The following is a 21,459-nucleotide window of genomic DNA, read 5'->3' as shown; positions in this document are numbered from 1 at the left end:
CCTCACAGGGCATCGCCTTTCTCATTACCGCCGCTAAAGCTTATTCCGGTAGTTTGTACGCAATCACATAGTCACCCATCTTGGTGCCCAGCGAACCGTGACCACCCACCACGAGCAGGACGTATTGCTTGCCGTCCTTGCCGGTGTAGGTCATCGGGGTCGCCTGGCCGCCTGCAGGCAGACGGGATTTCCACAGCTCTTTACCAGTGTTCACGTCGTAGGCGCGCAGGTACTGGTCGAGGGTGCCGCTGAGGAAGCCGACGCCGCCGGCGGTGACGATCGAACCACCCATGCTTGGCACGCCCAGGGTGAAGCCGATCGGGATCGGCGAGCTGTCGCGGCTGGTGCCGTTCTTGCGTTTCCACACGACCTTGCCGGTGGTCAGGTCGATACCGGCGACATAGCCCCAGGCCGGGGCCTGGCACGGTACGCCCAGTGGCGACATGAACGGATGCATGGTCACGGCATATGGCGCGCCGGTGTTTGGCTGGATACCGGCAGTTTCGCTTTCGCGTTTGCTGTCGGCGGCCACTTCGGCACGCGGGATCATCTTCGAGACGAAGGCCATGTAGTTCGGGCTGGTGAACAGCATCTGGCGAACCGGGTCGACAGAAACACCGCCCCAGTTGAACACGCCGACGTTACCCGGATAGATCAGGCTGCCCTGTTCCGACGGAGGCGTGTACTGGCCTTCGTAGCGCAGTTCCTTGAACTGGATGCGGCACAGCATCTGGTCGAACGGGCTGGCGCCCCACATGGCTTTTTCGGTCAGTTCCGGGGCCAGCAGGTTCAGGTCCGAACGGGCCTGGGTCGGTGCGGTGTGGTCGCCTTTCACGGCGCCTTGCGGAACCGGGATCTCGCGGATCGGGATGATCGGCGTGCCGTCACGACGGTCGAGGACGTACAGGCTGCCCTGTTTGGTCGGGGCGATCAGCGCAGGCTTGATGCCGTCGGCGGTTTTCATGTCCAGCAGGGTTGGCTGGCTGCCGACGTCCATGTCCCACAGGTCGTGGTGGGTGAACTGGTAGTTCCAGCGCACTTTACCGGTGGCCAGGTCCAGCGCGACGATGCCGGCGCTGAATTTCTCGGCGCCCGGGGTGCGATCGGCGCCCCACTGGTCAGGGGTCTGGTTGCCCAGTGGCAGGAAGACCATGCCGAGTTTTTCATCGACGCTGGCCAGCGACCACATGTTGGCCGAGTTGCGGCTGTAGATCTGACCCGGGGCCAGAGGCTCGGTGGCGTCCGGCTTGTCGCTGTCCCAGTTCCACACCAGGTGACCGTCGCGCACGTCGAAGGCGCGGATCACGCCCGATGGCTCGTTGGTCGATTCGTTGTCGGTGACGTGACCACCCATGATCACCAGATCACGAGTGATCGCGGCTGGCGAGGTGGAGTAGTAGCCACCGGCGGTGAACGGGCCGATGCCTTGGGTCAGGTCGACCACGCCTTTATTGCCGAAGCCTTCGCAGATCTTGCCGGTGTCGGCGTTCAGTGCGATCAGGCGTGCATCGGCGGTTGGCAGGTACAGACGACGAGGGCAAGCCTGAGCGACGGCTTTGCCGGCCTCGGAGATGACGGCGGACGCAGCGTTTTCAGACTTGGCGTAAGCGGCTTCGTCGTAGTACGACACGCCACGGCAGGTCATGTGGGCGAAGCCCTTGAAGCCGACCGGGCTCTTGATCTGCGGGTCGAAGCGCCACAGTTCCTTGCCGGTGTCCGGGTCCAGCGCCAGCACTTTGCTGTGTGCGGTGCAGGCATAGAGCATGCCGTTGGCTTTCAGCGGGGTGTTTTCGTTGGTCAGCTCCACCGGATCATCGGCGGTCGGCAGGTCGCCGGTCTGGATGCGCCAGGCTTCCTGCAGCTTGCCGACGTTGGCCGGGGTGATCTGCTTCAGTGGCGAGTAGCGGTCACCGAATTCGGTGCGGCCGTAGGCCTGCCAGTCGCCATCGGGCATGGCTGGCGCGGTGCTGGTGGTGTCGGCGGTGTCGCGACCCAGTTCACCGAAGGTTTCGCCCGGGTGGGTAAACAGGCTGGCCAGAGCGGTGAGGCCGGCCAGCACCACGGCTACGGTCAGGCCGCCGGTGCCCATCGGTGCAGGACCGTTGAGCAGCAGTGGACGACGGAACCATGGCAGCAGCATCACGAAGCCGAGGACGAACCACAGCGCCAGACGCGGCACCAGTTGCCACCAGTCCAGACCGACTTCCCACAGCGCCCAGACGGTGCTGGCAAACAGCACGATGGCGTACAGGCCCAGTGCTGCGCGGCGACGCATCAGCAACAGAATGCCGGTCAGCGTGATGCCGATACCGGCCAGCAGGTAGTACAGCGAGCCGCCGAGCGTGCTCAGCTTGATTCCCCCGGCCAGCATGGCCAGGCCCATCAGTAGAAGCAGAATGCCGAGCAGGCTCGGAAGCAGACGGCCTCGACTCGAAGCACTTTCGGTGCTCATAGTGTGGTTCTCCGTGACGTTTCAAGTAGTCCCGCGCTGTAGTCACTGTAGATGACGATTGGGCGCGGGCATGGTTCAGATAAAAACTTGTCTTGCTATCGAATTTCATCTGCAGGCCTGGCGGCCTGCATCGGGTCAGAACGACGACTGGATCTTGATCCCGCCGATCAGCGCGTCATCGACCTTGTCCACTCCACCCGGATGGCGGATGTATTGCAGGTTCGGGCGCACGGTCAGCCAGTTGGTGACATGCACGCCGTAATAGAGTTCGGCGCTGTATTCGGTGTCCTGCGGCGGCAGGTAGGACGGATCGTCGTAGTCGTAGACGGCGCGGGCCTGGTTGGTCGCCTCGGCGTTCTTGCGGTAGGCCGGGTTGACGTGGACGCGGGCCAGGGCGAAACCGATGTCGTCCTTGGCGCGGGCGTCGAACAGGCCTTTGTAGACCAGACCGGCCTGGACGTAGTTGTCGATGGCGTTGGTCTTCTTGTCGTGCATCGTGCCGTTGGCGAACACGCTCAGGCCACGGGAGTTGTCGCTGGCGACGCTGGTGATCTGCTGCTGCACGCCGAGCCACACGCCGTGTTTGCTCGACGCGCTGCGATAGGCTTCGCCGCTCAGGGCCGCCGGCTGGCCGTTGCTGTCTTTATAGGCGTCGGTGGCCTTGGCGTTGCTGTAGTAGTAACCGGCGCGGTATTCGCCCGGCAGGCCGTTGAGCTTCGGCGTCCACACCAGTTCCACCGGCAGGATCGCGCCCTGGGTGCCGCTGCCGCTGAGTTTGAAGCCGTTGCCGCGATCGAGGTTCGACGGGTTCTGCTCATAGGCGCCGACCTGTGCGTACAGCTCCGGCGTCAGGTGATATTTGACGCGCAGCGCCCATTGGCTGACCGGCCAGTTGTACCAGATGCCGCCGACCCAGTTGCCGACCTGGGAGCCGCAGAACGCCAAGTTCTGGAAGTCGCACGGGAAGCTGTTGAAGTCTTCGCCTTCACCGAAGCGGCCGACCTTGATGTCGAGCTTCTGGTCGAAGAATTTCTGCTGGTACCACATCTGCGTCAGGCGGGTGGTCTGGCCACGGCCCCAGACTTCCTGGGCCGAAGTGAAGCCGCCAACGCGCGGGTCGTTGATGCGGTCGTTGCTGATGTTGTTGCCGCTGCGTTTGGTCACGGTCAACTGGAATTCGGCGTCGTTCCAGCCCAGCAGTTTTTGCAGGTCCAGATGGGTGCCGAGGCCCCATTGATCGCTGTAGCGCGCGGTGCGGTCGTGGTCGTAGCCACCGTGCAGATTGCTGCCCATTTCGCCGGTGTAGTCGAGCTTGAAGTCGATGCCTTTTTCCGAGAGTTCGCTGCGGGTGCCGTTCCAGTCACCAAGCATATACGGTGATTCACTGTCGAAGGCCGGAGCGGCCTGGGTGCAGGTGGCGAGGCCAAGGGCGGTGCAGCCGCCGATCAGGCGCAGGATTGAGATAGCGCTGTCTCGGAAAAGCGGAAAATCGGGCATTGAATAGGTCTTTCTTGATCTTTTTTGGGGGACGGGCTGACCGCTACGATTTGACGCAGGCAGTGAAGCGATTCAGCAGAAGGGCGGCAGGATAATGTCCTGTTACAAAAACACAAAGTGCTTTTGCAGACATGAACCCTTTCGGATTCGGTAACAGTGCGGCAATCGATCACATTGCCGGTGTCGACGGAGCCTGCGATCTTGCACGGTTCACCTACATTTGAAGGAAGGCCTTCCACCGGCACAGCCCCTCGGCTAAGGTGCGCGGCTTCTGCATTTTCACTTCGCCCAAAGGCCCGGCATGAACGACCACAACCCCGATCCGCTGCACGGCGTGACTCTCGAACAGATCCTCAATGCACTGGTGACCCATTACGAATGGTCGGGCCTGGCCGAGCGCATCGACATCCGTTGCTTCAAGAGCGATCCGACCATCAAGTCGAGCCTGACCTTTTTGCGCAAGACGCCATGGGCGCGGGAAAAGGTCGAGCGGCTATACGTGAAGCTGATGCGCACCAAGCGTCCGCTCTGAGATGAACGCCGTGCTGCGGCGACGCCTGATCACTTCGGCTGCGGTGCTGGGCTGGGCCGGGCTGGCGATTCAGCTGTACCTGATTTTCTTTGCGCGCCTGAGTGTCGGCGCCAGTCTGCTGGGCGGGCTGGTGAGTTTCTTCAGTTACTTCACCGTGATCACCAACACCCTGGTGGCGGTGGTGCTGACCTGCGCGGTGACGGATCGCGAATCCGCTGCGCGCCGCTGGTTTCTGCAACCCTGGGTCAGCAGCGGGATTGCCGTCAGTATTGCGGTGGTGGGCCTGGCCTACAGCATTCTGCTGCGGCATCTGTGGCATCCGCAGGGTTGGCAGTTTATCGCTGACGAATTGCTCCACGACGTGATGCCGCTGCTATTCCTGGCCTATTGGTGGGTGTGCGTGCCGAAGGGCAGCTTGCGTCTGAAGCATCTGCCGCTGTGGCTGATCTATCCGCTGGTGTACTTCGCTTATGCGCTGTTGCGCGGGCATCTGCTGGGGGCTTACGCGTATCCGTTCATTGACGTGGCACTGCTGGGTTATCCACAGGTGTTCGTCAATGCCGGGGGGATTCTGGCGGGATTTGTGCTGATTGCGTTGCTGGTGATCGGGATTGATCGCTGGAAGGGGCGGCGCCTTTAGCAGCGCCGCCGCTCGAATTCACTCCTCTTCGGTGCCTTCTGCGCGCCAGTAACCGACGGCTTTGACGAACTGCTCGTCCAGCCCGTGCTCATCGAGCAGCACCCGGCGGATCTGCCGCGAGACTTTCGTTTCCGTCGCCACCCACGCATACAGATTGCCCTTGGGCACCTGCAACTGCTTCACGGTGGTCAGCAGGCTGTCCTTGTTCGCACCGCGCAACACCCAGATCACGTTGACCTGCGCCGCGCTTTCCAGCGCCTGCTGTTCCTTGCCGTTTTCCACTTCGACCACCACCAGCGCCTTGCGATTGGCCGCCAGGCCTTCGAGGCGGCGGGCGATGGCGGGCAGGGCGGTTTCGTCGCCGATCAGCAGGTAGCTGTCGAAGATGTCCGGCACGATCATCGAGCCACGCGGGCCGCCGATGTGCAGGAACTGCCCCGGTTTCGCCTGTTCGGCCCAGGTCGAGGCAGGGCCGTCGCCGTGCAGGACGAAGTCGATGTCGAGCTCCAGTTTGTCGAGGTCATAACGACGCGGTGTGTAGTCGCGCATCTCGGGCATCGGCACGTCGCTTTTGCCGGCGCCGAGCACCAGGGTTTCCAGCGCGGCGGTCTGCTCGGCGTTCTGCGGGAACAGCAGTTTGACGTGGTCGTCAGTGCCCAGGCTGATGAACCCGGCCAGTTCCGGCCCGCCGAGGGTGATACGGCGCATGCGCGGGGTCAGGTCGACCACGCGCAACACTTCCAGGCGACGGCGTTTGATTTCATGCATCACACGGTGGATGCCTTGGGTCTGGACTTCAGTCATTCGGCTTTCTCCGGAGCAGGTTGAACGGCGGGGCCGTCGACGATGGCTTTGGCGGTGTCGTTGAGCAGGTCGCGCACCCGCAGGATTTCTTCCGGGCTCCAGCGCCCGTGGTGCATTTGCAGCGCATGACGCAGGTTGTGCACCGCTTCATGGATTTCCGGCGGCCGGTCGTGGCCGCGCAATGAGCGCTTGCTGACGTCGATACGCATACGCACGCCGTCGAGGGCCACGGCCTGTTCGCTCAGCGATTGGCGACCGGCATCGGTGATTGCGTAACGCTTTTTGCCGCCCTCGGCATCGCCGGTGATCATTTCGCTTTCTTCGAGAAACGTCAGGGTCGGGTAGATCACGCCGGGGCTGGGGCTGTAGGCGCCGTCGAACATGGTTTCGATCTGGCGGATCAGGTCGTAGCCGTGGCATGGCTGCTCGGCGATCAATGCCAGCAGCAGCAATTTCAGATCGCCGGGGGCGAATACCCGCGGGCCGCGTCCGCCGCGCTCGCGGCCGTGGCGTTTTTCGAAGCCGTCACGACTGTCGCCGTGGTCGCGGTGGGGGGAATGATGGTCTCTCATTTCAGTCTTCTCTCGTCATGTTTAGATACAACGTAAGATATATCTTTACGACTGGGCAAGGCTTTTTTGCCCGAGAGGAAATGGCAGCTGACGAGTGGTCAATGAGCGCGGAAGGAGGGCAGCGGCATGAAAAGGGAGGATTGATTTATCCAGAAAAGAATAACCATAAAGTTAAAGCTATCACTCTATTGACAGTCGAGTTTATATTCTAAAAAGCAGAGAAAGTGCCGGCTGGTATTGTTGAAAGTGCTGTAACGTTTTTTCTTTAAAGCTGTGGGTAAGGTATTGCTTACAGTCACTTTTTAAAATTCATGTTTTTCGATGTTTTTTCTTTCGAATTGCGAGGTTGTTGAACTACAAGTTCGTGGGAAGTTGCCTGCTTACATCCTGTTGGCAAGCGTTGATCATGCCCCGGCGTTGAACTTCTGTGTTTCAGGCCTTATCGGCCGGTGTGACCTGAATTTCAATGTTTCGATTCCTTAAAAAAGAAAACAGGTACTGATCGATGTTCAAGAAAATCGCAATCACCGCTTCTCTCGCCGCCCTGGCACTGGGCTCTTCCGTGACCTTCGCTGCCGGTGAGGCGCGCCACTCCATCAACCTCATCGCCCATGTGCCGACCAATGGTTTCTACGTGGTGCCGACCGATGCGGATCTGGTCAACAAGGACCAGGACATGAGCTTTCAGCCAAGCACCGGCCAGATGCGTGAGATCAACGGCTTCTTTGACGTGCGCAACAACAACGGTTCGGTTCACGCCAGCCTGGAAAGTGTTCCGCAATTGATCTATGGAAGCGCCACCATTCCGCTGGAAGTTTCGTTCAACAACAAGGTGCTGACCCAGACTCCGCAAATGGTCGTGGGCGAGTCCGAGTCCGATGTGAACTATCGCGCACCGCTGAAGATCAGCGCCAAGGGCACCACGTTCAACCCGGGTGATTACACCGGTACTGTCGCGATGACCTTCGACGCCGTACCACCCGTCCTCACGCATTGATCGGGCGATCCGCGCTGACTGCCCGGTAGCGTTTCCCGGCGGGACAACCATTCCCCGAATGTCCCGCCGGACTTCAACTTGTTCGAAATCAGAGTAAGAGTTCATGTTCCCGATGACACCCATCGCGGTCGCGCTTGCGCTGCTGTTTTGTGCCGGTGCGACGGCGGCCCCTGTTTCCGCGGGTTCGACACCCCGCAGTCTGCTGGCGCAAGCCAAAGGTTTGCCGGCGGATTTCGAGGAGCATTTCTTTGACGTGCCCCTGGCCGTGCGGGTCGAGCTAGACCAGCAGCCACTGGGCGAGGCTCTGGTGGTGCTGTCGCGCGATGACCGCATCACCCTGCTCGAATTCACCGATACCAGCGAAAACCGCTACAGCCCTGCCGAGCGGGAACAATGGGCGGCGTATCTCAAGCCCGGCGTGCCCTTGGGCGATTGCAGCGGTACGTGCCCGAATGACGTGCTGGCAGTGCATTACAACCTGGAAAGCTCCCTGGTCTCGATCCTCACCCGCCATGCCGAGCGCGATCTCGAGGCCAAGCGTTTTCACGATCAGCCACTGGAAGGCAGTAGCGGCCTGATGGTGCGCAACCAGCTCAACCTCAATGGTGGTCAGGATCAGGATCTGGGCGGGCGCTATGGCCTGGAGGCCAGTGGCAGCCTGGGCAACTGGAGCCAGACGTTCAACATGCAACTGGCACGCATGGGCGGCCCCGACGACAAGCTGTACCACGCCGTGCACGAGCTTTACACCCAGCGCGAGCTGCAAGGCAGCTTCTTTCGCCTGGGTTATTTCACCCCCAATTCCGAAGGCCTGACCCGTCAGCCGCGAACGTTCGGCACCAGCCCCGATACGGCGGTCGGTGTGATGTACGGCAGCTCCGACAGTCTGGCCATCAACAATGCGATGCCCAGCGTCTACCCGATTTATGTCACCGCCAACCGTCAGGGGTCGGTGGAGATCTATCGCGACGGCCTGCTGATCAATACCCAGTCGGTGCCCGCCGGGTTGCAGACCCTGGATACCCGGCCGCTGCCCGGCGGTATCTATGAAGTGGAAGTGCGGCTGATCGAAGACGGACAGATCACCTCCACCACCCAGGAGCTGGTCTACAAGCCGAACAACTGGCGCAACCTCGACGAGCGCTGGCGCTACAACCTGTTCGCCGGCGAAGAGAGCAAGCTGCTCAGCAACTGGGATCAACAGGCCAGCGGCAGTCCCACGGCAGGCGCGTCGATCAACTACCTGGCGCATCCGCGGGTGATTCTCGGGCTGTCGGCACGCCAGATCCGGGAAAAACTGCAGTACGGCACGTCCATCGACTGGACCCTGGCCAACCATCTCAGTCTGTATGCCAACGTCTACCAGACCCGGGATTACGGCACGGGCCTGGATCTGCAAAGCCTCTACAACTACGGCGCCGGCAGCCTGATCCTCAGCCATAACCGCAGTTGGCTGGACACCACCTATCAATACGACACCCTGCCCGACGGTACGCGGGTGCGCCAACGCAATGTGTTCGTCGGCCAGACCAGCAACTCTTCGCTGGCGATCAACCATCGCCTCGATCAACGCAACTCTTTCAATGCGCGGGTCGCCCACAGTGAGGGCAATGTCGAAGGCGTCGGCGTGGATCTGGGCTGGAACCGGCGGGCGGTGCTGTTCGGTAACGACGCCAACTGGCGCCTGTCGCTGTTCGACCGGCCGGGCAGTTTCAGCAGTGGAGATGATCGCAGCCGTGGCGTCGATCTGAGCCTGAACCTGGCCATCGGCGGGCCGGGTCAGCAACTCACCGGCAGCATCGGTTCGCGCACCGATCGCGATGGCGGCCGCGACAACAACGCCTCGCTGGGCTGGCGCAAGGACTTCAAGGATCACGTGCTGCAAAACGTTTCGGTGACGGCATTGACCGACACCTATGGGATGGGCCTGTCGAGCCTGGCCAATTTCCGCACCGACGCGGTCAATGGCGACGGGTTCGTCCAGCGTTCGTCCTATAACAACAAGCTGACCGGCGGCCTCAACCTCGACAGCACCCTGGTGATGGGCGGAGAAAAGATGCTGATGACCAGCGAATACGAGATGCGCGGTGCCGGCATGATCGTTGACGTGGAGTCGGACATCGACGGCATCGCCCTGCGTGCGGACGATCTCAGTGGCGGCGGTGCGGCCTTGAAGCCGGGGCGCAATTTCATCCCGCTGACTGCGTACCAGAACAGCTCCGTGAGCTTCGACTTCGAGGGCAACCATGTGCCCGCTGCGACCATCGCTCCTGCCCGTACCCGCTATCACCTGAACAAGGGCGGCGTGGACTACCGGCACATCCGGGTGATGAAGACTCTCACTGTGCTCGGCCGTCTGGTGGATGCACAGGGCCGGCCGCTCAGGGGCCATCACGTGATCAACCACGCCAGTCGCGGGGTCACGGAGGTCGACGGGTTTTTCTCGATGGAAATGAACGCCGGCTCGCCGACCCTTGAGGTGCGTCGGGAGAACAGCCTGCTGTGTCAGTTCCGCCTCAACGAGAAAGAGCATCGCAGCGAAAACAATGTGCTGATGATCGGTGACCTGCGCTGCACGCCGGACACCCTGGCCGATCTCGCATCCACCGAACAGAAGGCGGGTTGAGACCATGAAAAAGACTTCGTACTGTCTGGGCCTGCTGGCGGCTTTGTGCCTGCCGTCGGCCGAGGCCGTCAATCAGGAAATCCGCGCGCTGTTCCAGCCGGATTCCTCGCAGCCGAACAAGAATGTGTTCGTCAACAAGACGCCGAACAGTGGTTATTGCACCCTCGATCCGGCTCAGTGCACGGACAACAATATGTTCAGCATTCAATTGCCGGTGCGTTTCGAGTCCACCCGCGCAATCAATCCCGGCGATGCCATGGATCTGAAGGTGCCCGCCAACTGGCGGCAACTGACCGTCACTCATCGGGAAACCGGCGAGTCCGAAACTGTCGAAGTGCGAATCATCGGCATTGGTTCGAGATTTATCCTGAGCGACTCTGCAGCGAACCTGGTGGGGGTCTCGGACATTCTCGAAGGGCATCAGAAACTCTGGACCAGCAGCAGTTGGGTCTATGCACCGTCACCTTGCCAGTACAGCGGAGTGGGATGGTATTCCCCCGATACCTATCGGTTTTTCTGGAAAGCCCCCGTCGAAGCGGCTTGCAGCAAAGTCGCCGCTTACCGGATACCGTCGATGTCATTCGACACCCTCGATTTTGCCTACGAACTGCGTACTCCCAATCCGCTGGGCATGTCATCCGGACTGTATGGCGGCTCACACACCTACACCATTGGCCCCGGCGGCGACTTCCAGATGGGGCCGATGATGGTCCCGAATGACAACAACCTGACCCTGGATTTTGTGCTGGACGTGCAGCATGTGCTGAAGGTGGATATTCCGCCGGGCGGCGATAAGGTCGTGCTTGAGCCGCCGGGCGGCTGGCAGAGCTGGCTGGATCAGGGGCGACATCCGGTGCGGCTGTTCCGCGATCAAATGTTCCATATCTCGGCTTCGTCGAGATTCACCATGAAGCTGGAATGTGAAGACCGGTTGAACAACGGTTGTGCAGTCTCCGATCGTCAACCTCCCACCACCTACAAGGCCGAAGTCACAGTGTCCGTCAGCTTGCCCGACGGGATGACCGACAGTAGTGGACGGCCGGTCAGGAACCTGCCGGTGACCCATGTGCCGACCGGTGTGATCCACGTCGGCACCTATGTCGATCGCAAGCCGGGAACCCTGCATTTCAACATGAACGCACAGCACACCAAATTTGTGATCGACAGCTATGGAGAACGTCCTTTCAAAGGCAATTTCACCGTGATCTGGGATTCCGAAGTCTGACCTTCCTCTGCGAGCGGGAACAGGGATTGAACATGAACAAGCATTGGGTTGCCGGCGCGTTGCTGGCCGTGGCCGGGGCAATGAGTCACGGGGCGTGGGCGGCTCGCGAGGAGCGCACCTTCGAGGTATTCGTATCGGTGCCGAAGCGGCCGTTCTACATCGTCCCCACCGAGTCGGACTGGATTCACCGGCCACAACAACTGTCCTGGAGTGTCGCGAACGCGACCATGGGTGGGCTGCGCAAGCACTTCGATGTGCGGCATGACACCAGCGCCATCGAGGCTCGCCTCGACGGTGAGCCTTATCTGTCCAATGGCAGGTCCGGTGAAGACATCCCGCTGCGGGTCAGTTTCAACGGTGTGGAGTTGAGCCCGGACATCCAGCCCAGGGAAGTGGTGTCCCGTGCCGACGCGGCCGCAGGTAGTCGTGTGCTGCTTGAAATCCAGCCAGTGAAACCTCCCGGCGGTTACCGGCCGGGCGATTACGCCGGCAGCGTCATGCTGCTGTTCAACGCCAGAGCGCCCGGCGAATAGGGCCACGCGACAACTCGACTGAATGACAAATGGATTGAAAACATGAAAAGGACAACAGCCTGGCTGGGATTGCTGGCGGTGCTGGCGTTACCTGCGGCGGAAGCGGCGAATCAGGAAATCAGGGCACTGTATCAGCCGGATCCTGCGCAACCGGGCAAGAACGTATTCGTCAACAAGACACCGAGCACCGGGTACTGCACGAGTTATCCCGCCGATTGTGCCGCCGGCAACCGGTACAGTTTCCGGGTGCCGGTCCGGTTTGACTCTGTGCGTGCCATCAATGGTAACCAGGAGGTGGGGTTCAAGGTTCCGGCCAACTGGCGGTCACTGACAGTCACCAATCCAGTGACGCAGAAAAGCGAAACCGTCGAGGTACGCATCAGCGGGATCGGCTCGGAATATGTTCTGAGCTATCCGGCCGGCTATCTGGTGGGGTTGCCAGGCTCTGACTTCGAAGGGCACAAAAGGCTCTGGACCACCGGACGCTGGGATGCTCCAGGCTCTAACTGCAATTGGGGCACGCAGCAGAATGCGTACACGCCTACCACCTATCGATTTTTCTGGAATACGCCTCAGGAAGGCTGGTGCCAGAAGAGGCTTGATCAACGCTACCGGCTCGCGGAGATGTCCTTCAACACGGTCGATTTTGTTTATGAATTGCGCATGCCCAATCCCTTGGTCATGTCTTCCGGGCTTTATACCGGTGCGTTGACCTACACCCTCGGCCCCGGCGGGGATTTCGAAATGGGACCGGGAATGCAGCCCAACGATGGCAGCCTGACCTTGAACTTCACCCTCGACGTGCAACACACGTTGAAAGTCGATCTGCCTCCCGGCGGCAACAAGGTTGTCCTGGAGCCCGCAGGCGGCTGGCAGCGCTGGATCGACGGCGGCCGCAGACCCACCGAGATCTTTCGCAATCAACCGTTTTTCCTGTCGTCGTCATCGCGGTTCAAGGTGATGTTGCAGTGCAGTTCCCTGGGAGGGCCGGACTGCAACATCGGCAACAACCAGGTGGGTTATTCCAAGTTTCAGATCCGGCTCACGATGCCGCCCGGCATTGTGGGGCCCGGTGGTGCCGACGGCTGGTCCAGCACGCTTGAGTACAACACCTGGCTCGGTCCGTTTGAACCCGGCCGCTATATCGATCGCAAGCAGGGCATGTTGCGCTTCTTCATTTCCCCCAGGTTTCTGGATTTTCTGAAGCCCGGCATGAACGGCACGCTGACGGGCGATGCCACGATCATTTTCGATTCGGAAGCCTGATCCCCCATCACGGGTCCCTTTTATTTTTCATGAGGTTTAGACGATGACTCGCCTGTTTTTACTGTCGCTGTGCACGCTGTTCTGGACAACGGCCAATGCCGGACCGCAAATCAATGTGGGTACGGTGTACGACTACCTGGACGGCGAAAAAAGCACCTACCTGAAACGGGTGTTCAACAGCGGTGACAGCACTGCGTTCGTCAAGGTCAACGTGCTGGAAATTGTCTACGACGAAGGCGGTCAACCCAGGGAAGTTCCGGTCACCAGCGCTGCCGACGGGGCCTCGCGCAACGGTCTGATGGCCAGCCCGGCGCGGCTGATCATCCCGGCCCAGGGCATGCAGGGCACCCGTCTGCTGTACATGGGCGAGCGCGAACGGGAGCGCTATTTCCGGGTGCGTTTCGTGCCGGTGGTGCCGGAGAAGGAAGACGATTTCGTGGTCTCCGGCGAAGAGCGCGAGGACTACAAGAAGACCCTCTCGGCGGGCGTCAACGTGATGACCGGATTCGGCACGGTGTTTTTCGTACGTCCCAAAGATGCCCGCTACGACACTGTCCTCAACGACACCGGCAATCGGTATGAAGTGCGCAACAACGGCAACACGGTGGTCGTGGTCGATGAATTCAAGAGCTGCTCGCTGGACAAGGAAACCGACTGCGGTGCGACCGTCAAACACCACGTCATGGCCGGTCGCACGTTTGCCTTCGACAAGGAGAAGGGCCGCGAATACCGCTTCAAACTCGTGGAAGGCGAGCGCAGGCAGGATCTCAAGGTCGTCAGCCGCTGATACCCAGGAAACGACATGAACAAGCATTGTATGGCCGTCGTGCTGGCGGCAATCACCGTGTTGAATATCGGTACGGCATGGGCGGCGAGGGAAACGCTCAACTTCGAGGTCACGCTGACGATCCCCAGCCAGTCGTTCTACATTCTGCCGTCGGAGCCCGACTGGATTCACCGGCCGCAGCAACTGGTGTGGAACTTACCGGACTCGACCCTCGGCGGCTTCAGCAAGAACTTCGATGTGCGGCATGACACCAGCGCCATCGAGGCGCGTCTGGACAGTGCGCCTTACCTGTCGACGGGCAAACCCGGTGAAACCATCGCTCTGCGCGTGCGCTTCAACAACGTGGAGCTGAGTGCCGATCCGGTTTTTCGTCAGGTGCTGTCGAAGTCGGAGGCGGCAGCCGGCATGCGGGTGCCGTTGCAGATCGACCCGGTCAAACCGGTCGGCGGCTACAGGGCGGGAGAATACTTCGGCAACGTTCTGGTGCTGTTCAACGCCAGAGCCCCCGGAGCATAACGGCGACGGCCGCGATCGATAAGGGAAGGATCGCAGCCATCGCCATTCAGGAGAGCCGTCAGGGAGGCGGCTTCCTTATCGACGCAAAGGGAAGTGACATGATCAAGCAAGCGGTCATTGCCGTGTCCGTGGGCGTTTCGACCCCGATGGCCGGAGGCGTATTCGCGGCGCAGGAGAAGCACATTTTTGAAGTCTCGGTGGATATTCCGGTCCTGGAATTTTATGTGATACCGAGTGAACCGGACTGGATACATCATCAGCAGACACTGCCCTGGGACATTGCCACTTCGACCCTCGGCGGCTTGCGCAAGAACTTCGATGTGCGTACCGACAGCAGTGCCATCGAAGCCCGTCTCGAAAGTTTCCCCATTCTCTCCAGCGGCCAGGATTCGCGGGATGACATCAGTTTGCGTGTCACCTTCAACGGTACGGAGCTGAGCCATCATCCGGTACCGATCCAGGTGGTGTCCCGCGAGGAGGCCGTGGCGGGCAAGAGGGTGCGCCTGGAGATCGAGCCCCGGGTCCATCCCGACGGTTATACGCCGGGCGACTACTACGGCACCGTCAACATCATTTTCAATGTGGCAGCCCCGACGGGTTGATCGTTGAACCAACAACAAGACCGATTGCTGAGCAAGGAGCTGGTAATGGTTTCAGGGTTGCGAACATCCAACACATCACGCAAGACAAAGTGGTCGGCCGCCCTCTATGGCTGTCTGATCTGCTCGACCTCACACGCAGTGACTCAGGAAATCCGCGCGGTCTACGTTCCGGATCCTGCCAATCCGCAGGCCAATGCGTTCATCAACCAGACACCGCAGAGCGGCTACTGCGCCACCTATCCCAATGATTGCAAGCCGTTGTCGGGCGTTCGCCTGCCGCTGCGGTTCGCTTCGGTACAGGCACTGGAGCCGGGCTCATCCGAGCGCAATGGCGCGATGTTCAACATGCCGGCGCAGTGGCGCAGCCTGATGGTCACCAATGTCTTCACCGGCGAGACTGCGACGGTGGACATGCGCATCGGCGGGTTCGGATCCCAGTACGTACTGAGCGACACGGCCGCCAACCTGACCGGCGAAACCGACGACCAGCAGGCGCACTACAAACTGTGGGGCACCAGTTGGGGCGTCGCGCCGCTGCCTTGCCGGCCCGGGGCGATGCCGTCTCACGGGCCGGACTTTTTCCGCTTCTTCTGGAAGACGCCGGCCGAAGGCGTCTGCGCCAAACGGGCCGCGTTCATGATTCCCTGGATGTCCTATGGCTATCTGGACGTGGGCTACGAATTGCGCATGCCGGACCCGTTGAAGATGTCCGCCGGCCTGTACTCCGGTCAGCTGGCCTACGGTGTCGGGCCGGGCATGGACATCGACGCCGGAGACAATCTGCTGCCGGACGGCTCGGACGTGACCTTCAGATTCGTGCTGGATGTCCAGCATGTCCTGAAAGTCGATATTCCCCCCGGCGGCAACAAAGTGGTGCTGGTGCCCGAGGGCGGCTGGCTGGCCTGGTTGCAACAGGGGCGAAAACCGGCGCGGTTGTTTCGCGACCAGACCTTCAATATTTCTTCCTCGTCGCGGTTCAAGATGTTCCTGGAGTGTCAGTACGGCGGTGCGCAGTCCTGCGGGCTACGGGATTCGGAGGGCGGTGCCACGCCGGCGCAGGTATTCGTCAGCATCAGTCTGCCCGACAGCATCACCGACAACGCCGGACAGCCAGTACGCCGCCGGCCGCTGAGCGCCAGCCCGGACGCTCCGGGCTTTCAGCCGGGGCGGTTTCTGGACCGGGCGGCGGGCACGCTGCATTTCGAAATCCCCAGGGATTACGTCGAGCAAATGCTGCAGCCCGGTCAGGCCAGACGTTATGCCGGCAATGTCACGGTGATCTGGGATTCGGAGGTCTAGGGTCGCGTCTGAAGGCAGCCGGGCTGGCTGCCTTCAGACGACCGGACGGATCAGATCCCGGCACGCGCCATGGCCTCGCGAGTCAGTCGTTTATTAAGTACCTTCTCCTGCCGGCCGATACTTTCAAGCCAGGCGTCGAAGGTCTTCTGACTCATTTTTTCCGTTGTGAAAAGCAGTTCCTCGGGTATGGACAGTTGCTGCGCCAGTTCAGCGATGGTCTGTCTGAGCCCGGGTGAGCGGCCGTTTCCTTCGACCCAGCGCGCCTGGGCCGCCTGCAAATCGATCAGCAGATCGATCTTCTCCTGATGCGCGCGGGTATTGGCTTCGATTTCTCCCGGCCAGGTTTCACGCAGGTAACGATCCCAGAAAGGCTGGTCGAGCATCTGCTCGATCAGACCGTCACCGGCTTCCCTGTCGAGAATCCTGTCGCCGGCGGCATCGATGGTTGCCTCGCTGACCCCGGCGACCTGCCGGAATCTCATCGCTTCGGATTGCCAGGGCAGTTCAAGCCGTCTGGCCAGGCCGGTCTCATAGGCGAGATGGACTTCCACCTCGTCGGGTTCGCCCTGCCGGTTCGCGATATCGGCCCGGGCGATCTCATTGACCTGCCTGAGTCGCGCAGCGCCTTTGGCCAGTGTCACCAAGCGGCGTTCAAGCTCCTCGGGCGAGCGGGAAAAAATGCGAGCTTCCGATTCCAGCACGCGTATTCCCATGCTGTTGAACAGCTGGGCGCCGGCGTCTTCGCAACCTTCGGGGTCAGTCGACATCAGGAACAGTTCTTCGCGCAGCCGGGTGTCGATGTCCATGGCGTCGATCATGCGCCAGACACGGTCGGTCAACTGATCCAGTGCCTCGCCACCCTGTTCGTAATCGGCAGAACGGGTCAGCCCCTGCAGCACCTGGAAGAATCCGTCGGAGCCGGGTTCACTTGCCAGATCGTGCCAGGCTTCCGGGCGAAGCGTCCCGATGCCGGGCGTTTCATCAGCCAGTGCGGTGTCCACGGAAACCGGCCATTGCTCCAGCAAGTCTTCGGCAACCGTCGCGTAACTCTGTGACGGGCGAAGGCCCACGGATCTGCGATAACGCTCGTAAGTGGAGCGTGCCCGTCGGGTCAGTTGCTCCAGATGAACGCGCGTGCGTGCGATCAGATAAGCCTCATCGGAACCGGGCCGTACCTCGGGGATGTATCTGAGGGGATTGTTGCCCAGGTCGAGAAAGAACCCTCGGGGGCGGGGAACATCGAACAGGCCCAGCGGCCAGGCATCGATCTGTGTATTGATCAGGCTCAGGACCCGCAACCTCGGCATGCGCCCGACCGACAGGGGCATGCTGACGGGATTGTTGTCCAGCCGCAGGGTTTCCAGCCGTGTCAGTGTGTTCAGCTGCTGCGCGTTGGCGGGCGTCAGTTGCAGCTGGTTGTTGCTCAGGCGCAGGGTTTCCAGGCGCGGCATCTGCCCGATGCTGGCCGGCAGGGTCTTGAGACCGCAGTGTCTGGCGCTCAACTGGCGCAGTTGAGGGAAGTCCTTCAACAGTCCGTTGGCGGCCGAAGAGAATCCCTGGCCGTCCAGGTTCAGTGTCGTGACCTGATCGAGCCAGGGTTTGAGGCCGTCCGGCAACTGCCCCCACCAGTGCTGAAGGTCATGGGGCAGCATCTCTTTCGACAAGTCCAGCGCGTAGCCGCTCTCAAGGCTGATGCTGCGTTCCTGGAACACTTCGGCTTTGCGTTCGAAACATTCCAGCAGGCGGTCGGCGATAAAGCGCCCGCCTCTGTGCTGAAACTCTTGATAGGCGCGGGGCAGGCTGGCATCGGGTCCGTCGGCATCCCAATGGCTCAGGAAGCTCTGCCTCCAGCCTTCCAGTTTTTCCTTCAGCGTCATGAGTTCACTCTCAAGCCGCGCGATTTTCCAGTGTGGATCGCCGGTGGCGTGCAATGAGCGGGTGAATGCCGTTACCTCTGTTTCAGTGAAGTGTGGATAGAGATTCCTGACTTTATCTTCCACGCTCAGTGGCTCCCTGGACAGCCTCGGGCCGCGCAGCAACAGTTCCGTTTCCCGTTGAACAAAGGGGCGGATCGGGCGGCGGGCCAGCAATGTCCGGCGTTCGGCGGGTTTTTCGGATCTGAGCAGCACCCATTGCCTGAACATTTGCCCCTGGCCCGGGCGATAACCCAGGGCGCGGCGCTTGTCGTCGGGCAGGGCAGCCAGCACGGCATCAAAAAAACCGGCGGCTTCGTGCAGCCTGTTGTGGGCGCTGTCACGCACCTCATAACGTCCGTGTTCATCCCGGATCAACCTGCGCACTGTCGGGGCATCAGCGGGGCCGGCGCTGCTGCGCAACCGACCGTCGTAAGTGCCTTCGCGAACCTCCAGGCGCAAATCCGCAAAGGTGTCGGTGTAGATCCTCAGGGTTCCGAGGGCGAGACGTTCGGTATCCGGTACCAGCCAGGCCGGATCAAGCAACCCCTCGTTGGCCCGGGTGGCAAGTACCTCGAACTCGATTTCCCGGGCCAGGCTCTTCAGGCGCAGGGGGATGCGCTGTTGCTCGATCATGATGTTGTGCTCGGCGGCGGTCGCCTCGCTTGCCAGCGACTCGGCGAGTCGTGCCGACAGGCGAGTGTAGTGGCGCTGGATCAACTGAGCCCCGGCATCGCTGGAACGATTCCTCAAGCGGTACTGGTAGTCGAAGATTTCGCTGCCACGGGTTTGCACGGCGTCGGCCAGCCGGTTGCGCAACACCTGTGCCCGCCGGGCTTTCGGGTGGTTGCCGCCCAGCAGGGACTGCATGTCGGCGTCGTCGAGAAACTCCACCAGCCGTTCGGGCAACCGGTTGTCCATGACGTCGGCAATCCCGATGGACAGCGTCTGACTGTCGGACGCACGCGGGTTGCCGTACTGCCGGTAGGCGCCGGTCAGATCATTGTTTTGCCAGACCTTGAGGGCCTTGTCGGCCGGCCAGCCCGGCAGGTCGGCGACCATCCGGTCAAACCAGTGTGAATCCGGGGGCAAGGGCTGGCCGCTGCGAATGCGCTCGCCGATGGCTTTAGTTTCCTTCCGCGTCCTGGTGCGGGTGAGGGTGTCCTCGAGCAGCGGCGGTGGCAGGCGGTTCTCCACGTGCATCCGGCGCAATGCGTCGATCGGCGTGCCACTGATGCGCCGCATTTTTTCCAGCTCGACATCACTGAAGTCGTCGACCGAGTGCCCCAGGCGTCGCATCAATTGCGGGCCATCCCAGTCATGCGGGATTTCGGCTTCGTGAGTCCAGGCCCCCGCACCGTTGTGCTGCAGGCGCGGGGAGTAAGCCTGTGATCGGGAAGGGTGCTCGATACGGTAGTGACCGCTGCCGCGATCGAACCTGACAGCGTAGTGCTTGCCCTCCAGCGGCAGAACGGTCTTGCCGGCATGTTGGTGCAGACCCAGGGCATCCGGTCTGGCGCTATCCGGCAAGGCCAGTTGCGACTGCTCGTACGGCTGGAGGTCCGGGTGCCACAAGCGCGTGCTGCCATCGAACGAGCGTACGGCTTTCATGTTTTCAACCAGCGGCGACAACTTCAGCAGCAACGGCCTGGCGACCAGGGCGCCACTGGCGAAAGCCGCCAGTTGCAGGACGTCGTTGACCACTCCCACCACATGCTCCGCCGCCTCTTCCCAATGGCCCAGTGTCAGATCCACAACCCCTTCGATGACTTCACTGGTCAATTGCCAGGCGGTGTAGCCCAGCATTGCAAGGCCGACAACCGGAGTGAATGGCGCGACCACCATCACTGCCACGTTCAGTATGTCCTGGGCAATCCTGAAGACGTTTGCCCACCAGTCGGCGCGAGCGTTCTGGTCAGCATCCGCGGTCGGCACGGCGATGTTGCGCGCATCGTTGAGGATCTTGTCCAGCTGGCGCTGATAGAGCGTGTTCCACAAGGCTCCGCTGACCGGTGTCGCACCGTATTGCAGGTTGGGGTTGCTGACCGGTGTTTCGCGCCAGGAAGGCCGTGGATCGCCGCGTTCATGTGGATACCATTTCACATGCAGCAGACGCTGCTTGAGGTCGGCGAAGAAATGCCCGCGCTGGTGGTGATCGACAAACTGGCTGAAGAACTCCCAGTAACTGCTCCCGGTGGACGGCAGCGTGTCGTTCTTCTGCAACTGGCGGGTCAGCTCCGTGAGAAATTCAAAGTGGGAGGCGTACTCCTTCAACGGATGTTCGGGGTCGTGCGGAACGTAGGCAATGATCCGCGACGAGGACAGTGGCTGCTGCGGATCGGGGCGCAGGATCAGGATGCCGGTCATCTTCAGGTCCATGATGGTCAGCTCGCAGGCCTCCATCGGTTGCCGGCCAAACCTGAGTGCCGCGCGACCGTCGAGCAGGGCACGAATCAATTGCAGTCCTTCCCGGTCGATGTCTTTCTTTGCCAGCGCCATGTGTGCGGCCGCCCGGAGTTCGGCCTTCTGGCTCTGCACCACCAGTGACTGCACGTAGCTGCGTGCGGTCGGCTCGTCGTTCAACAGCATGTCCTGAAGATGTGCCTGATAAAGCCTGCCGATATCCAGTTCGCGACACAGGGTCTGGAACTGGGCAACGGTCATCAGTCGATCCAGTGGCGAAATATCGTATTGATCATTCACATGTTCTCTTTTGACGAGAAACGCGGAGTTCGATGCGTAAGTTTCGTTTTGAGAAAAGTTGTTCAACGCGGCTTCGAGTAATGACACTTTTCTTGTGGATGAACCACTCAAGGTCTCTATCACGTACCAGGGTGATCTGGCTTCGCGGTACAGCATCAGAAACGTATTTTTGATATCGACATCGATGCCGGTTTTTTCCCGCAAGCGGGCCTTGAGCAGCGGTTCGGCAAACGAGTGAATGTCTTTCAGTCGGGCCAGTGCCCTGTCGGCAGCGTTGCGGGCTGCCCAGGCGCTTCGGTTGACGCTGGCCAGTTGCGGCACCATCCAGGATTCACGGCGCGGTTTGATCTTTTTCAATGCTTCGCCGTGATGCAGTTTCATATCGGTAAATACCGGATCGATCCGCGATTTTATTAATTCGTAATGTTGCCCTTTGTATTCGGTTGTTGCGGTCATGGGTACAGCCTTGAATAAGTCAGGAGTATTGAGCCTAAC

General features: G+C 60.9%; 16 protein-coding genes. 11 read left to right on the top strand and 5 right to left on the bottom strand.

Features of this window, described 5'->3' with window-relative positions; translation table 11 throughout:
- Window positions 1–40: 40 nt before the first annotated feature.
- Both DLD99_RS23230 and DLD99_RS23225 read right to left on the bottom strand, forming a co-directional pair.
- Window positions 41–2,452 (bottom strand): glucose/quinate/shikimate family membrane-bound PQQ-dependent dehydrogenase, encoded by a 2,412-nt coding sequence (locus tag DLD99_RS23230; RefSeq protein ID WP_114885323.1) that lies wholly within the window; start codon window positions 2,450–2,452, stop codon window positions 41–43.
- A 135-nt stretch (window positions 2,453–2,587) separates the two neighbouring features.
- Entirely contained in the window at window positions 2,588–3,949 is a 1,362-nt protein-coding gene (locus DLD99_RS23225; protein ID WP_114885321.1) for a carbohydrate porin, read from the bottom strand.
- A gap of 301 nt (window positions 3,950–4,250) precedes the next feature.
- Between DLD99_RS23225 and DLD99_RS23220 the strand changes: the two genes are divergently transcribed.
- The gene (locus DLD99_RS23220; RefSeq protein ID WP_007956650.1) at window positions 4,251–4,481 is read left to right on the top strand and encodes a VF530 family protein; all 231 of its coding nucleotides are present in this window, start codon (window positions 4,251–4,253) and stop codon (window positions 4,479–4,481) included.
- A gap of 1 nt (window position 4,482) precedes the next feature.
- Entirely contained in the window at window positions 4,483–5,121 is a 639-nt protein-coding gene (locus DLD99_RS23215) for a Pr6Pr family membrane protein (protein WP_114885319.1), read from the top strand.
- An 18-nt stretch (window positions 5,122–5,139) separates the two neighbouring features.
- Here DLD99_RS23215 and DLD99_RS23210 read toward each other — a convergent pair whose 3' ends face one another.
- Window positions 5,140–5,925 (bottom strand): siderophore-interacting protein, encoded by a 786-nt coding sequence (locus DLD99_RS23210; protein ID WP_114885317.1) that lies wholly within the window; start codon window positions 5,923–5,925, stop codon window positions 5,140–5,142.
- A complete protein-coding gene (locus DLD99_RS23205; RefSeq protein WP_114885315.1) occupies window positions 5,922–6,497 on the bottom strand; it encodes a PadR family transcriptional regulator in 576 nt (191 codons plus the stop codon). The genes DLD99_RS23210 and DLD99_RS23205 overlap by 4 nt, the downstream gene beginning before the upstream one ends.
- A gap of 505 nt (window positions 6,498–7,002) precedes the next feature.
- On the opposite strand from DLD99_RS23205, the gene DLD99_RS23195 reads away from it, so the two are divergent.
- The 9 genes from DLD99_RS23195 to DLD99_RS23155 all read left to right on the top strand — a co-directional run bounded on the left by DLD99_RS23195 (window position 7,003) and on the right by DLD99_RS23155 (window position 16,348).
- Window positions 7,003–7,494: a CS1 type fimbrial major subunit gene (locus tag DLD99_RS23195; protein WP_114885311.1), complete on the top strand. Its 492-nt coding sequence runs from the start codon at window positions 7,003–7,005 to the stop codon at window positions 7,492–7,494.
- Between the two features lie 103 nt (window positions 7,495–7,597).
- On the top strand, window positions 7,598–10,120 hold the full coding sequence (locus DLD99_RS23190; RefSeq protein ID WP_114885309.1) for a TcfC E-set like domain-containing protein: 2,523 nt from the start codon (window positions 7,598–7,600) through the stop codon (window positions 10,118–10,120).
- Between the two features lie 4 nt (window positions 10,121–10,124).
- Window positions 10,125–11,345, top strand: coding sequence for a hypothetical protein (locus DLD99_RS23185; protein ID WP_114885308.1), 1,221 nt, complete (start codon window positions 10,125–10,127; stop codon window positions 11,343–11,345).
- A gap of 32 nt (window positions 11,346–11,377) precedes the next feature.
- On the top strand, window positions 11,378–11,878 hold the full coding sequence (locus DLD99_RS23180; RefSeq protein ID WP_114885306.1) for a CS1 type fimbrial major subunit: 501 nt from the start codon (window positions 11,378–11,380) through the stop codon (window positions 11,876–11,878).
- 42 nt (window positions 11,879–11,920) lie between these two features.
- Entirely contained in the window at window positions 11,921–13,144 is a 1,224-nt protein-coding gene (locus DLD99_RS23175; protein WP_114885304.1) for a hypothetical protein, read from the top strand.
- Between the two features lie 43 nt (window positions 13,145–13,187).
- Window positions 13,188–13,931, top strand: a complete 744-nt coding sequence (locus DLD99_RS23170; RefSeq protein WP_114885302.1) for a molecular chaperone — start codon at window positions 13,188–13,190, stop codon at window positions 13,929–13,931.
- Window positions 13,932–13,946: 15 nt separating this feature from the next.
- The gene (locus DLD99_RS23165; RefSeq protein ID WP_114885300.1) at window positions 13,947–14,447 is read left to right on the top strand and encodes a fimbrial assembly protein; all 501 of its coding nucleotides are present in this window, start codon (window positions 13,947–13,949) and stop codon (window positions 14,445–14,447) included.
- Between the two features lie 98 nt (window positions 14,448–14,545).
- Window positions 14,546–15,049, top strand: coding sequence for a CS1 type fimbrial major subunit (locus DLD99_RS23160; RefSeq protein WP_114885299.1), 504 nt, complete (start codon window positions 14,546–14,548; stop codon window positions 15,047–15,049).
- A gap of 45 nt (window positions 15,050–15,094) precedes the next feature.
- Window positions 15,095–16,348 (top strand): hypothetical protein, encoded by a 1,254-nt coding sequence (locus DLD99_RS23155; RefSeq protein ID WP_114885297.1) that lies wholly within the window; start codon window positions 15,095–15,097, stop codon window positions 16,346–16,348.
- A gap of 50 nt (window positions 16,349–16,398) precedes the next feature.
- On the opposite strand, the gene DLD99_RS23150 is transcribed toward DLD99_RS23155, so the two are convergent.
- Entirely contained in the window at window positions 16,399–21,420 is a 5,022-nt protein-coding gene (locus DLD99_RS23150; protein ID WP_114885295.1) for an NEL-type E3 ubiquitin ligase domain-containing protein, read from the bottom strand.
- Between the last annotated feature and the right edge of the window lie 39 nt (window positions 21,421–21,459).

This window comes from Pseudomonas kribbensis, from assembly GCF_003352185.1.
GTDB classification, from domain to species: domain Bacteria; phylum Pseudomonadota; class Gammaproteobacteria; order Pseudomonadales; family Pseudomonadaceae; genus Aquipseudomonas; species Aquipseudomonas kribbensis.
This window is presented reverse-complemented; position numbering and strand designations above follow the sequence as displayed.